17 protein-coding genes are annotated in these 12886 nt (G+C 61.1%); 8 read left to right on the top strand and 9 right to left on the bottom strand.

All coding sequences use genetic code 11. The features are described from left to right. Positions 1 to 17: 17 nt before the first annotated feature. A complete protein-coding gene (locus R4P70_RS06630) occupies positions 18 to 413 on the bottom strand; it encodes a molybdopterin-binding protein (protein ID WP_020908827.1) in 396 nt (131 codons plus the stop codon). A 125-nt stretch (positions 414 to 538) separates the two neighbouring features. Then, complete coding sequence (locus R4P70_RS06625; RefSeq protein WP_020908828.1) at positions 539 to 1117, bottom strand: carboxymuconolactone decarboxylase family protein; 579 nt, start codon at positions 1115 to 1117, stop codon at positions 539 to 541. Between the two features lie 135 nt (positions 1118 to 1252). Here R4P70_RS06625 and R4P70_RS06620 point away from each other — a divergent pair, with 135 nt between their 5' ends. Together R4P70_RS06620 and R4P70_RS06615 are read left to right on the top strand one after the other, a co-directional pair. After that, positions 1253 to 2443: a pyridoxal phosphate-dependent aminotransferase gene (locus R4P70_RS06620; RefSeq protein WP_317830569.1), complete on the top strand. Its 1191-nt coding sequence runs from the start codon at positions 1253 to 1255 to the stop codon at positions 2441 to 2443. Next, positions 2440 to 3450 (top strand): AraC family transcriptional regulator, encoded by a 1011-nt coding sequence (locus R4P70_RS06615; RefSeq protein ID WP_019744973.1) that lies wholly within the window; start codon positions 2440 to 2442, stop codon positions 3448 to 3450. The genes R4P70_RS06620 and R4P70_RS06615 overlap by 4 nt, the downstream gene beginning before the upstream one ends. Here R4P70_RS06615 and R4P70_RS06610 read toward each other — a convergent pair. Together R4P70_RS06610 and R4P70_RS06605 are read right to left on the bottom strand one after the other, a co-directional pair. After that, positions 3447 to 3872 (bottom strand): VOC family protein, encoded by a 426-nt coding sequence (locus R4P70_RS06610; protein WP_003940409.1) that lies wholly within the window; start codon positions 3870 to 3872, stop codon positions 3447 to 3449. The two genes, R4P70_RS06615 and R4P70_RS06610, sit on opposite strands and share 4 nt — an antisense overlap. Before the next feature lie 57 nt (positions 3873 to 3929). Next, positions 3930 to 4370 carry an Lrp/AsnC family transcriptional regulator gene (locus tag R4P70_RS06605; protein WP_020970517.1) on the bottom strand — a complete coding sequence of 147 codons (441 nt, stop codon included), beginning with the start codon at positions 4368 to 4370 and terminating at the stop codon, positions 3930 to 3932. Between the two features lie 79 nt (positions 4371 to 4449). On the opposite strand from R4P70_RS06605, the gene R4P70_RS06600 reads away from it, so the two are divergent. The 4 genes from R4P70_RS06600 (at position 4450) to R4P70_RS06585 (ending at position 7312) form a co-directional block, all read left to right on the top strand. Then, on the top strand, positions 4450 to 5187 hold the full coding sequence (locus R4P70_RS06600) for an AzlC family ABC transporter permease (protein WP_020970518.1): 738 nt from the start codon (positions 4450 to 4452) through the stop codon (positions 5185 to 5187). After that, positions 5180 to 5509, top strand: coding sequence for a branched-chain amino acid transporter permease (locus tag R4P70_RS06595; protein WP_003940007.1), 330 nt, complete (start codon positions 5180 to 5182; stop codon positions 5507 to 5509). The genes R4P70_RS06600 and R4P70_RS06595 overlap by 8 nt, the downstream gene beginning before the upstream one ends. 140 nt (positions 5510 to 5649) lie before the next feature. After that, entirely contained in the window at positions 5650 to 6783 is a 1134-nt protein-coding gene (locus R4P70_RS06590; RefSeq protein ID WP_133727962.1) for a HoxN/HupN/NixA family nickel/cobalt transporter, read from the top strand. A 127-nt stretch (positions 6784 to 6910) separates the two neighbouring features. Then, a complete protein-coding gene (locus R4P70_RS06585) occupies positions 6911 to 7312 on the top strand; it encodes a hypothetical protein (RefSeq protein ID WP_317830568.1) in 402 nt (133 codons plus the stop codon). A 24-nt stretch (positions 7313 to 7336) separates the two neighbouring features. Here the strand turns inward: R4P70_RS06585 and R4P70_RS06580 are convergent, their stop codons facing one another. Both R4P70_RS06580 and R4P70_RS06575 read right to left on the bottom strand, forming a co-directional pair. After that, positions 7337 to 7798, bottom strand: coding sequence for a hypothetical protein (locus tag R4P70_RS06580; protein WP_317830567.1), 462 nt, complete (start codon positions 7796 to 7798; stop codon positions 7337 to 7339). Positions 7799 to 7881: 83 nt separating this feature from the next. Then, positions 7882 to 8673 carry a MerR family transcriptional regulator gene (locus R4P70_RS06575; protein WP_317830566.1) on the bottom strand — a complete coding sequence of 264 codons (792 nt, stop codon included), beginning with the start codon at positions 8671 to 8673 and terminating at the stop codon, positions 7882 to 7884. A 246-nt stretch (positions 8674 to 8919) separates the two neighbouring features. Here R4P70_RS06575 and R4P70_RS06570 point away from each other — a divergent pair, with 246 nt between their 5' ends. Next, entirely contained in the window at positions 8920 to 9147 is a 228-nt protein-coding gene (locus R4P70_RS06570) for a hypothetical protein (protein ID WP_020970523.1), read from the top strand. A gap of 94 nt (positions 9148 to 9241) precedes the next feature. On the opposite strand, the gene R4P70_RS06565 is transcribed toward R4P70_RS06570, so the two are convergent. Continuing rightward, entirely contained in the window at positions 9242 to 9658 is a 417-nt protein-coding gene (locus R4P70_RS06565) for a hypothetical protein (RefSeq protein WP_003940106.1), read from the bottom strand. A gap of 147 nt (positions 9659 to 9805) precedes the next feature. Between R4P70_RS06565 and R4P70_RS06560 the strand changes: the two genes are divergently transcribed. Beyond that, positions 9806 to 10438 carry an alpha-ketoglutarate-dependent dioxygenase AlkB gene (locus R4P70_RS06560; protein WP_279217697.1) on the top strand — a complete coding sequence of 211 codons (633 nt, stop codon included), beginning with the start codon at positions 9806 to 9808 and terminating at the stop codon, positions 10436 to 10438. Here R4P70_RS06560 and R4P70_RS06555 read toward each other — a convergent pair. After that, positions 10431 to 11969: an AMP-binding protein gene (locus R4P70_RS06555; RefSeq protein ID WP_317830565.1), complete on the bottom strand. Its 1539-nt coding sequence runs from the start codon at positions 11967 to 11969 to the stop codon at positions 10431 to 10433. The genes R4P70_RS06560 and R4P70_RS06555 overlap by 8 nt on opposite strands. Then, positions 11966 to 12793: a crotonase/enoyl-CoA hydratase family protein gene (locus R4P70_RS06550; protein ID WP_019744984.1), complete on the bottom strand. Its 828-nt coding sequence runs from the start codon at positions 12791 to 12793 to the stop codon at positions 11966 to 11968. The genes R4P70_RS06555 and R4P70_RS06550 overlap by 4 nt, the downstream gene beginning before the upstream one ends. Between the last annotated feature and the right edge of the window lie 93 nt (positions 12794 to 12886).

Raw genomic sequence — 12886 nt, 5'->3', positions numbered from 1 at the left:
CTCCAGTATGTTCAGAACTACGGCGTTTCCACGATGACCGTGGTGGCCTTCACGATTGCGACTCCGATACTCCCGACCTCGAGTCCGAGCTCCCGAACCGCGTCGGTACTCATCAACGAGACGACAGTGAAGGGCCCACACTGCATTTCGACCTGGGCCATCACCTTGTCGGTGACGACCTTGGTGACGAGGCCGGCGAACCGGTTGCGGGCCGAACTCGCACCCGCGAGCGGATCGGCCGGTGCGGGTCCGGCGTTGGACCGGGCGAAGCCCGCCAACTCGGCACCGTCGATGACCTTGCGGCCGGAGTCGTCCGTCCTCGCGGTGAGAAGCCCACCGTCGACCCACCGTCGAACGGTGTCGTCACTGACACCGAGCAGACCGGCAGCTTCGCGGATTCGAATGTTGGGCACCAGGTGATCGTAGGTCGCAAGTGCGGACCTAACAAGCCGAAATACTCCGCAGATGCGTGAACTAGTCAATCATGATCACGTATCTGCGGAGCATTGTCGATAGTTGCCGTAGACGAGTCAGCGCATCATTCTTCGGCCCAGGGCACGCGGCAGGAGTCGGTGCTGAACCCTTGCTCGGTGATCCCCAACGCCGAATACATCCGGGCGCGCATGTTTTCGAGCCCGATCTGATAGGTCAGTTCCACGACGCCCGCTCGCCCGAACCTGCGCTCGAGATCCGCGACCTGCTCGTCCGTCACCCCGTTCTCCCCGTGCGGGTCACCGGTCATGGCATCGGCGTAGGCGATCGCGGCCCGCTCGTCCTCGCTGTACTTCGGTGAATCCCGGTAATTCGCGATCCCTTTCAGCTTGTCGATGTCCAAACCGTCCAGGCGCGAGAGCATCGTCCCGAAGTCGACACACCACGAGCAGCCGACAGTCCAGGCGACGCGATAGACGGCCAGTTCACGAATGTTCGACGGCAGCACCTTCGACGCCTTCTGCACGGCCATCTCGTGACGGGCAGCCGCGACGAACAATTTCCGATGGTTGGCCAGGACGGCAAAGGGCTCGGGGACTTCGTCGTACTGCCTGGCGGCGAATTTGTATGCCACTTTGATCAACGGACTGGCTTCTGACGGTGTCACTGCGGGAATGCGAGTCATGGCAAGCCTCCGTATGTTCTGGGGCACCGGATTCGATGCTCTCTACAGAGTTGGACGATGGCGGCGATTCAAACGTGACAAGCACCGCGTCCGAGCGGATGTGAGGATGCGGTGTCAGCCGACTAAGCTGCAAAGATGCCTTCGACGCCCCGCAACCGCACCGTCTCGCGTCTGCAGCCGTTCGCATCCACGATCTTCGCCGAGATGACAGCGTTGGCCACACTTCACGACGCGGTCAACCTCGGTCAGGGCTTTCCGGATACCGACGGTCCTGCGGCCATGCTCGAAGTAGCGCGCCGAGCCATCGCCGAGGGCGTCAATCAATACCCGCCCGGTCCGGGCATGCCCGTCTTGCGTCAGGCCATCGCGGAGGATCGGCGCGTCCGCTACGGACTCGACAGCGATCCCGACTCCGAAGTTCTGGTCACCGTCGGCGCCACCGAGGCGATCAGTGCTGCAATTCTCGGACTGGTCGAACCCGGCGAAGAAGTAGTGCTGATCGAGCCGTACTACGACTCCTACGCTGCATCCGTCGCATTGGCAGGCGCTGTGCGTCGGACTGTTCCGCTGGTCGCCGCGGGAGACGGATTCGCGGTCGATCTCGATGCATTGCGCGGTGCGATCACCGCCAAGACGAAGATGCTGATCGTCAACAGTCCTCACAACCCCACCGGCACCGTATTCACCGATCACGAACTTCGAGCGATCGCCGAACTCGCGTGCGAACGCGACCTGATCGTGTTGAGTGACGAGGTCTACGAGCACTTGGTCTTCGACGGCCTCACCCACACACCGATGGCGTCGCTCCCGGGCATGCGTGAGCGCACCGTCACTGTGTCCAGTGCCGCAAAGACTTTCAATGTCACCGGCTGGAAGACCGGCTGGGCGATCGGCCCCCGAGAACTCATCGACGGAGTCCGTGCCGCCAAGCAGTTCATGTCATTTGTTGCCGGTGCACCATTCCAACCGGCCGTTGCCTACGCGCTGACCAACGAACAGCCGTGGGTCGTCGAACTTCGACAGAGCTTGCAGGGCAAACGGAACGTACTCGGAAAAGCTCTGACCGAGGCCGGTTTCACGGTGCATTCCGGCGGCGGCACGTACTTCCTCCTTGCCGACATCAGACCGTTGGGTGAAACCGACGCGGGAGATTTCTGTCGCGCACTGCCCGAGCGTATCGGCGTCGCGGCCGTACCGGTCGACGTGTTCGCGGACAACCGCGACGATTGGAAGCACCTGGTGCGCTTCGCCTTCTGCAAGCAGGACCACATTCTTTCCGAAGCTGCACGCCGTCTCCACCTGCTCCAAGGAGCAGCGCACCCATGACAGCGCGGACCATCCCGACCGCATTCGTCCACCGCTACCTCGCGTTCTCGCCGGACAACGACGTCGATTTGTCTGGTGCACTGCGAGCTGCTGGGATCGACCTGGAGACATTGTCGGACGCTCGCGCGCGGCTGACCCCAACTCAGGTCACCACCTTCATTCAAACCACCTGGCAGATCACCGATGACGAATTGTTCGGCCTCGGATCCGCCCCGGTCCCCCGTGGCACTTTCCGATTGATCTGCCTGACGTTGATCCATTGCCCTGACCTCGGATCAGCGTTCGCTCGAATGTCCGACGTGATCCGTGCACTACCGGCTCTCGCCCCACTGGCGATCGAAAAGGGCGAGGAAAGCACGCGGGTGAGCTTCGCAGTCCGAGCTCGCGAAGGCGTCGCCGAACCTGATGTCGCAGAACGTGTCACAACCGATTTTGTCCTGATCTTGCTGCACCGATTTTCCGCGTGGTTGATCGGAAAGCGCGTCCGACTTCGGGCAGTCGAATTTCCGTACTCGGCACCGGATGCGCGGTTGGCGCAGGACTACGACTACATCTTCGGAGCGCCGGTCACCTTCGGCGCGCAGCGAGCGGCACTGGAGTTCGACAACTCGGCCATGCGCGCACCGATCATCCAAACCGAGGAGACGTTGGAGGAGTACCTCCGAGAATCTCCGATTCAGCTCATGTCCGAACGCGACTACGACAGCACTGCGTCGGCGCAGGTGCGACGGGTCCTCGAACTCGGGGTGAAGGGGCGAACCTCCACGGCCGAGGAGATCGCCGAGATGCTCTCGATCAGCGTTCCCCATCTGCGTCGACTGCTGCGGCGTGACGGAACATCACTGAATCAACTGCGCGAGGAAGTGCTCCGCGACGTAGCCATCGCTGGTTTGCGGCGCGGAGAATCCGTCGAAGTACTCTCGGCGCGATTGGGGTTCTCCGAGCCCAGCGCGTTCCGTCGGGCCTTCAAACGATGGACCGGCGACACTCCGAGTTCGTACCGCTAGCTGACGCAGAACTCGTTTCCTTCGGGATCGGTCATCGTGATCCACACGCTCGGCCCCTGCGCTCCACGGTGCAGGATCGTCGCCCCCACCGTCTCGAGGTGCGCTGCGACATCCTCGCGCTTGTCGCCCACTCGTATGTCGAAATGGAGCCGGTTCTTCACCGTCTTCGATTCCGGAACCAGTTGGAACAGAACGCGGGGACGTTCGGGATGCTCCGGATCGCTGATGGCTGCACCTTCGCGCCAGACGAGAACTCCCTCGAAGGTCGTGGTGTCAGATTCCTTGGCGTGACCAGCAGCGACGAGGCCCCTGATGAAGTCTTCGTCGCTGGGCTCCGCTGCCCACCCGAGTGCTGCGGCCCACCACTTCGCCTGTTCGTGCGGATGTGCCGAATCTACTGTGACTTGAAATTCGTATCCCATGTTCCGACGTTAACGCCGACCACCGACACCTAGTGAAGGTTCAGCCGAGCCCGGGCATCAGTCGACACTCTTGATGGTCTTCATGGTGATCAGCGATGTCACCCGCGAGACAGCCGGAAGCCCGCTGAGCTTGGTGACCATGAAGTTCTCGTACGTCGCGAGATCTTTCACCGCGACCCGAATGAAGTAGTCGGGAATTCCGAACAACCGCCGACATTCGATCACTTCGTCGAAGGCGGCGACCTGGGATTCGAAGTCCTCGATGGTCGCCTGGTCGTTGACTCCGATCTCGGCGGTGACGATCACCTGAAATCCTCGGCCAAGCGCTTCCTGACTGACGATCGCGCGGTACCCGGTGATGATTCCGTCGGCTTCGAGCTTTTTCACGCGGCGCAGGCAAGGGGACGGTGTCAGACCCACCAGATCCGCCAATTCCGTGTTCGTCAGACTCGAGTCCTGACGGAGGTGAAACAAAATTGCGTCATCCATGGCATCCATCGCACTATTATTGCGCACTGTTCAATATGTGGGCATTCTGAGCAATCGATCACCTCGATCTTTGTTATAGATTTGCGTCGTGATCGAACCAGCATCGTCGACGGCCGCGCCTGCCGTCGAACTCTCGCCGCGAACCCCGGCGTGGCGGCACGCCTTCCAACTGTCGCTGCCGGTCGGATTCGGCCTGCTCCCACTCGGGATAGCCCTGGGCGTTCTTGTGGTCCAACAGGGCCTCAACCCTTGGTGGGCAGTCGCTTTCACCTCGCTGATCTACGCCGGATCGCTGGAGTTTCTCGCCGTCGGAATGGTCGCGGCCATGACACCACTGCCGTACGTCGCTCTGACCGCACTGCTGGTCAACTTTCGACATGTGTTCTACGCCTTGAGTTTTCCGCTGGAAAAGATTCGCAACCCCTTCGCCCGCTTCTACAGCATGTTCGCGCTGACCGACGAGGCCTATGCGATGTCGGTAACTGCCGATCCCAAGGCACTCACCGGACGCGTCATCGTCTACTCCCAGCTGTACCTCCACGGCTACTGGATCGGTGGCGCGATCCTGGGCGCGACGGCAGGACAGTGGATTCCAGATTCGATAGTCGGTCTCGACTTCGCTCTGACCGCACTGTTCGTCGTCCTCTCGATCGAGGCAATTCGCGCACAAAACGGATTCGCGGTGCCGGTCGCTGCGGTCACCTGCGCTCTGGTCGCCCGGCTCGCAGCCCCGGATCACATGCTGCCAATTGCAATGGGCGCCTTCGTGCTCTTCCTGATCGGCCGCTTTGTCTACGACTCACGAAAGGCGAAGATCGATGCCTGACACCTCGTACATCTTTGCGGCGGTCGCAGTCATGGCCGTGGTCACCTTCGCGCTGCGCGCAATCCCCTTCGCCGCGCTCATGCCGCTGCGCTCCTCCGCCCTGGTCGGCTACCTCGGCATCTACATGCCGGCCGGCGTCATGCTGATCCTCGTGATGTATTCACTCAAAGGGGTGTCGATCACCGCCCCGTCTCACGGCCTCCCCGAACTGATTGCAGTGTGTGCCACAATCGCCGCGCACCTGTGGCGAAAGAATGCCGTCCTGAGCATCGTTGTCGGAACGACGATCTACGTCGCACTGGTCAATACCGTGTTTGCCTGAGCGTTTCCCATCCGGGAGCAAAGCAGTTTTACTCCCGGATGGGTGATTTGTAACCTCCAGGCGCTTATCTGAACAGTTGAACACTTACACGATTTCAGTAGGGTGGCCGCCGGCCGCGACTGAAAGATCGGTGAGGTTCGATGTCCACGACAATGACCACGACGGGCACCCGAATCGCCGGCGCTTGGCACAGTCTGGATCGAGGCCAGCGTCGAAGCATCATCGGAATGACCGTCACCGTCGTTGCACTCAACGTCGTCGGGTGGGCAGTTCTTCTCGGTCTGGTTGTCCCCGGCCACTACACGATCGAAGGCAGTGTCTTCGGCATCGGACTCGGTGTCACGGCGTACACGCTGGGCATGCGCCATGCTTTTGACGCCGATCACATCGCCGCCATCGACAACACCACTCGGAAGTTGGTGGCGGACGGCAAGAAACCGATGTCCGTCGGTTTCTGGTTTTCACTCGGACACTCCACCATCGTCTTTGTTCTCGTCGCACTTCTGGCGTTGGGTGTGCGGCAACTTGCCACCAGCCTTTCCGACGACAACTCCGATCTGGAGAAGTGGACCGGCTTGTTCGGCACCACCATTTCCGGAACGTTCCTGATCTTGATCGGCCTCCTGAATCTTTTCTCTCTCATCGGGATTCATCGGGTGTACACGAAGTACAAGGCCGGAACCTTCGACGAGGAACAACTCGAGAAGGAACTCGACAGCCGCGGCGCCCTCAACAAGATCCTGGGCCCGGTGATGAAGATGGTTCGCAAGCCCTGGCATATGTACCCGGTCGGCCTACTGTTCGGACTGGGATTCGACACCGTCACCGAAGTGGGACTGTTGGTGATCGCCGGCGGCGCGGCAGCGACAGGGCTCCCGTGGTATTCGATCCTCGTTCTACCGATACTCTTCTGCGCCGGGATGTCTCTGTTCGACTCGATCGACGGATCGTTCATGAACTTCGCTTACGGTTGGGCATTTGCCCAGCCGGTACGAAAGATCTACTACAACATGGTGATCACCGGACTCTCGGTGGCAGTGGCACTGCTGATCGGGACCCAGGAAATCATCTCGATCTTCACCGACAAACTCGACATCCACGACGGGATTCTCGGCGCCATCGGGAACTTGGATCTCGGCGCGATGGGCTTCATCATCGTCGGACTCTTCGTTGCCACCTGGATGATCGCCCTCCTTGTGTGGCGGTACGGCCGCATCGAAGAACGGTGGCAGGCACAATCCGTTGCCACCGCACCTCGATCGACCGCTGAATAGTTTGGCAATCCGAGTCTTCTACGCACATTCAGTGCGTTTCCCACATTTATCGAAAGACGCATCCCGCGGAGTTGGCGAGATGCAATAGTGGAGTTCGAACGGGGTCAGCCCCGGCTAGGAGAAAACGGTGCGGATACGTCATGCGATACTGGGTGCGGCAATCACGGGACTTGTTCTTGCAGTGGCCGGCTGCGGTAGCGGCGACGGCGAAGCTGCCGAAGGACCAGGGATCGCCGTGGCGGCGGAAACCAAGCAAGTTCCCGACCGGGTGACCGTGCATCGACCTGGCTTCATCGACACCAGCATTTCCCCGTTCGACGTGCCTGCATGGCCAGGGCCGCACCCCTCCGAATTCCTCGAGCCCAACCCGCCGTCGGGCGAGAGCGGTGAGATCGCCGGCGACCAAGCTGCGGCAACGTACGCGGCCTCGCTCGACAACCCCGGTGCACTATGGAATGTCGGTGGCACGGTGCAATGGCTGGTTGTCGATCCGTTCCGTGAAGGTCTTCCACCGAAGTCTCCGTACTGACCGGATCCAACGATCGTTGCGAATTCAGTTCGGCCCCAATGCAGCACAGAACTCGCCGGGTTGATCGACATGCAACCGCAGCCCACCGATCGTGGTGGGACTGGCCTTCGAGAGCCGTTTCGGGAGCGTGACCGAGAGCGGCTGATCGAAGTCGACATCCACGACAGTGCCATCGGGCCCCGGCAGAACCAAGCGATCGTCGACAATCGCATTTGCTGTCTCACCGAATCTTCGGACCATGCTCGCCCGCGAAATCCGTGATCGGTCCACCTCGACTCGAATGCCCGTGCCGGATCGAAACACTACCGTTCGAGCCGAGACGAGGTGCGGGTGCACGACGCGTCCGGCAAGCCAACCGCCAATCGCAATCAGCGACAACACCGTTGCAACGAGCAGCACGACGCGAAGCCACTGCCACGGCACCAGGAAGTGAATCGCTACGGCCTCGATCACACTCGCCGCAACAAATGCCACCGGTATCGACATTGTCCCCCTCGCGTAGCCGAAAGTCGCTGTATCACTGGAACCTCCGTCTCTCCGACCCGTCGAGAGCAACCACAGTGATCGGATCACGCCGTACCGCCTGACATGAGACGTGTTGCGACGCGCGCGACCACTTCACGTTGCGCTGGATCGGGCACCAGGTCCGCGATCCCAACCGAGAATCCCACACCTGCGGAGTCTCCGTCTGAGTACACATCGCCGAGCACCCCGTCCAGTGATTCCTCCAGTTCGTCCGACAAGTACGCGATCTCGTCTGCAACCTCGGCGACCTCGCGCCCAGCCAGAGCGGCGAAACGACGGTACAGATCGACAATTCTCTTCCGGTCGCCCTCGTCGGACAGCAATCGCGCAGCCGTGGAGAACAGTTCGTGTGGCGCTGCTCCCGAGATCGCCACCAATTCCCACATGTCGCGTTCACGCTCGAACAGACGCCGAACCGAATCCGTCGGGGACGACGCGATCAACTCGTCGAACGCAGACAGCAACTCCACCGGAAGCGGCGAGACCACCCGGCCGGCGCCTCGCGCCGAGAGCATTTCCTGGAGCCGCACTCGCTGGTCTGCGAGGACGCGCTGTTTCCGGTCTATCTCCGCGATCAAGGAGGAAAGATCTTCGGCGAAGTCGTCCGGTTCTCGTGCATCGATCGGCTTCGGTTCGATCATCGCGGCAATGGATCCGAGTGGAATGCCGGCGGCGGAGAGCCAACGAATGCGCATCAGCCTGACCAGATCGGGAAGTTCGTAAGTTCTGTAACCGTTGGACAGTCGTCTCGGCTCGGCCAGCAGCCCCAGTCGGTGATAGTGCCGAACGGTCCGCGGAGTGGTGCCTGCCGCACTGGCCACGTCGCTGATTCGCATACGAACAGCATCAACTATGACGCTACGTCATAGTCAAGGCCGACATGCCGGCCTTGAGGCCTAAGGTCCTGTTCTGCCTGCCAATAGTTTCGCAGACGAATTTCGCGGGTATTGATCACTTGCGGCGGCGATTTCCAGAGCGAGGGGTCAGCCGCGCAAGGTCTGCCCCCGGCTGTCACTCGCCGGGTGGCGGGCCGCCAAAACCAGCGGGCCGCCGAAAACAATCTGTGCCAGGCGATGATTTCGATGCAAACGACACGACTCGACACCATCCTGATTCTGATCGTCGGGACGGCAATCGGACTGAGCGTCTGGCTGGCCACGCAGGAACCATTCGCGTCGATCGGACTCGGAATCGCAACGGTGGTGATCTGCTGGATCTCTTGCTCGATGATCCACGGCTTCCCACACCGATCGACGAAGGACATGCGTCCGCGCGAGAACCAGGATCGCGAGTCACCGAAACGGCGCTGACGCCGCGTAGGGATGAGGCCAACCGTGGAGGCCCGGACACAGCGAAGTGAGTGGTTCACCTGTCGCAGGTGAACCACTCACTTCGGTCAGAGGATCACACCTCGTCAGGTCGCCAGGTCGCGACGGCCCAGATCACGGCGACGTCGAGGGCGATGATCACGATCGACCACAGCGGGTAGTACGGCATCCACAGGAAATTCGCCACGATCGAGAGCGCCGCGATCACGAAGGCCATGCCGCGGGCCCACGTCATGCCGACGAACAATCCCAGCGACACCGCGATGCCGATGATTCCGAGCACGATGTGGATCCAACCCCATGTCGTGACATCGAATTCGAAGGTGTAGTTGACTCCGACGATCAGCAGGTCGTTGTCTGCGAGAGCCGCGATGCCCTGGAGCAACGCGACGATTCCCGCGACGAAGAGCAGGCAGGCTGCCGCCACCGTGGTCCCGATGGCAAAGCCTTGTCGGACAGGATGGTTCGCATGAGATTGGTGCGGAGCAGTCATGACGTCCCCTTCTTCGGCGAAATAGCGTGAGAACAGTATTCAAAGGTTCACGCCGACGGACATCACCCAGCAAGGATGAACAGCCGTCCAGCACTGCAATCAAGATTCATGGGAACATATGTTCGATTTCGGTGTACGGTGGAGCCTATGACCGCCACGATGCAACCGTCTCTGTTCGACAACGGTGACCTCGGCGTTTCTTTGGCCGATCTCGACGGCACGGTGCAGCGACGTATTCTCACCGCCGGCGCATGGGTCGACCATCGCCCGGCCTGGCTGACCGGATCGGAGGCCGTGTTCGACAATCTGGAAGCCTCGGTGCCGTGGCGTTCCGAACGGCGTCAGATGTACGACCGCGTTGTCGACGTCCCTCGTCTGGTGTGTTTCTACGCAGAGAATCAACCACTGCCGGACGCACTTCTCACCGAAGCCAAAGACGCGCTGAGCAGTCACTACTTCGACGAACTCGGTGAACCATTCGCCACGTCGGGTCTGTGTTTCTATCGCGACGGTTCCGACAGCGTTGCCTGGCACGGGGACGATACGGGACGAAGTCGCACCGAGGACACGATGGTGGCCATCCTGTCTCTCGGTGCGGCTCGCCCGCTCCTACTGCGCCCTCGTGGGGGCGGCGAATCCATCCGCTTCAATCTCGGACACGGAGATCTACTCGTCATGGGCGGATCCTGCCAACGCACGTGGGAACACTGTGTCCCGAAGAGTGCACGGGCCCTCGGGCCGAGAATCAGCGTTCAATTCCGCACTCGCGGAGTTAGATAGCGTCGCGGAGTTCGTCTCGCAGCGCCTTCCGATTAAGCTTGCCGACGGCCGTCTTCGGTATGGATTCTGCGAAAACAACCCGACGCGGCTTCTTGTACGACGCCAGTCGCTCGCCGACGTGCGCGACCAATGATGCTTGCAGTGCGTCGTTTTCGACGGTCCAGTCCTCGAGTACCACCACAGCCGTGACCGCCTCCACCCACTTGGCGTCGGCGGTACCCACCACGGCGACCTCACGGACAGACGGATGCGTCAGGAGTGCATCCTCGACTTCACGGGGGTAGACGTTGTATCCGCCGCTGATGATCATGTCCGAAGCTCGGTCCTTCAAGAACAAGAATCCTTCGGCGTCGAACTGACCGATGTCACGGGTGTGAACCCAGCCGTCTTCGGTGAAGGTGTCCGCATTCAGTTCCGGTGCATTGAAGTATCCGGCGATCGCCGATGGCGAGCGGATCACGATTTCACCCGGTTCTCCCTGGGGCACTTCGTTTCCCTCGCCGTCGAGCAGCCTGATCTCGACGTCGATGGCGGGCTGACCACAGGACAGCAGGCGATCTTCCGTGTGATCTTCGGGCCGTAAGACTGCAATACACAGCGGTGCCTCGGTCTGCCCGTAGTACTGGAGAAAACGGTGTTGCCCCCACGCCTGCATTGCACGTTCGATAGTGGCCAGCGGCATCGGCGACGCACCGTAGATCACGGATTTCAGACTCGAGATGTCTGCGCTCGCAAAATCAGGGCGTTCGAGGAGCATCTGAATCATCGTCGGCACCAGATTGATTGCCGTAGCCCGATGCTCGGTTATCGAGTCCAAGAAGGTCGACGGGTCGAATCCGGGAAGGATGACGGTCTTGCCGCCACGCAGCCAGAACGGAAGCACGAAGACACCGCTGGCATGAATCAGTGATGCCGCGTGCAGCATCGTGTCGTCCTGAGTCGCCGGAAGCAGATTGAGCAGAACATTGCGGCAGATGCCGGCGTAGCTGCGCTGAGTGTGCTGCGCGGCCTTCAATGTTCCCGTGGTCCCGGAGGTGAACAGCGTCAGGATCACATCGTCGGGAGCTAACTCGACGTCCGGTGTGTCCGAAGGCATGCTCTGTGCTTGGTCGAGCAGCGAACGCTGCCGCGCCGAACCTGTTTCCAGCCCGATGAACGTACGTTCGGGGAACCTGGCGGACAGTTCAGCGGCGCGGTCGGCGAGGTCACTACCGAAGACGACGTGCGAGGTGTCGGTGTCCTCGAGCATTCTCGCGTGCTCGTCGAGCGAGAGACGCGAGTTGAGCGGAACCCTGTTGATGCCGGCTTTGACACAGGCAAAATCGACGGGGACGCTGGCAAGAGAGTTGTTGACCAGCAATGCAACCCGTGCACCACGCCCGATACCGAGGGCGATGAATGTGTGCGCCAATCGGCTGCTGAGTTCGTCCACTTCCGTGAACGTCATCGATCGATCGCCGAAAACGACGGCTGTTCGCGATCCGTGCTGTCGCGCACCACGGGCGATCAGGTCTCTGGTTATGGGCATCATGGTTCAGTTTCCTCGTTCGAATTCGGGTTGTTCTCGAACCGGCCGTGCCGGCCGGCGCCCGCGGCGAACGCAGCAGCGCCGCGCACACCTTCAGCGATGACAATGGGATTTCCCGCGACGCCCTCGGCCCGCAGTGCTTCGGCAAGTGGTAGATCAAAAGATCGGTAGGCCGACGCGCGATCCGCGAGCATGCAGAGTTGAGGGAAAGCGGACAACTGGTGCGCAAGCTCCTTGGCTGCCTGGAGTGACTGCCCCACTGGAACAACACGATTGGCCAGTCCGAAGGCCAGCGCCTCCGGAGCGTCGACCGGGCGACCGGTCAAGATCATGTCGAGCGCTCGCCCCTGCCCGACGATTCGCGGCAGTCGCACGGTCCCACCATCGATGAGAGGAACTCCCCAGCGCCGGCAGAAGACTCCGAACACGGAATCCTCCTCGCAGATCCTCAGGTCCGCGAGCAATGAAAGCTCGAGCCCTCCTGCAACCGCGTATCCGCTGACGGCGGCGATCAATGGCTTGGACAACACCAACCGACTCGGCCCCATCGGGCCGGTGCCGCCGCCTTCCGGATGCAACTCGTGCACGCGGGCGGGGTCGGAGACTGCGGTCAAATCCGCACCGGCACAAAATGTGCCGCCCGCGCCCCACAGAATCGCCACCTTCTGACTCTCGTCCGATTCGAACTCCAGGAAGGCATCACGCAACTGCGCCGCCATCGGCCCGTCCACCGCATTCTTGCGATCAGGGCGATTCATCACGATGACGGTGACGCCACCGTCACGCTCCACATAGACATCGCCACCTGGTCGATCGGAGTCGGTCACGATATTTCCTCACTGCTCGCGGATAAGGTTTCCCGGTACCCACCATGCCACTTGTAACAGAATTTGTCGGGAGTTGTTCAAAAGTTGTTACAA

The organism is Rhodococcus sp. IEGM 1241 (genome assembly GCF_033142365.1).
Classification (GTDB): Bacteria; Actinomycetota; Actinomycetes; order Mycobacteriales; family Mycobacteriaceae; genus Rhodococcus_F; species Rhodococcus_F erythropolis.
Note: the sequence above shows the minus strand (reverse complement) of the source record. Positions and strands in the feature narration are given on the sequence as shown.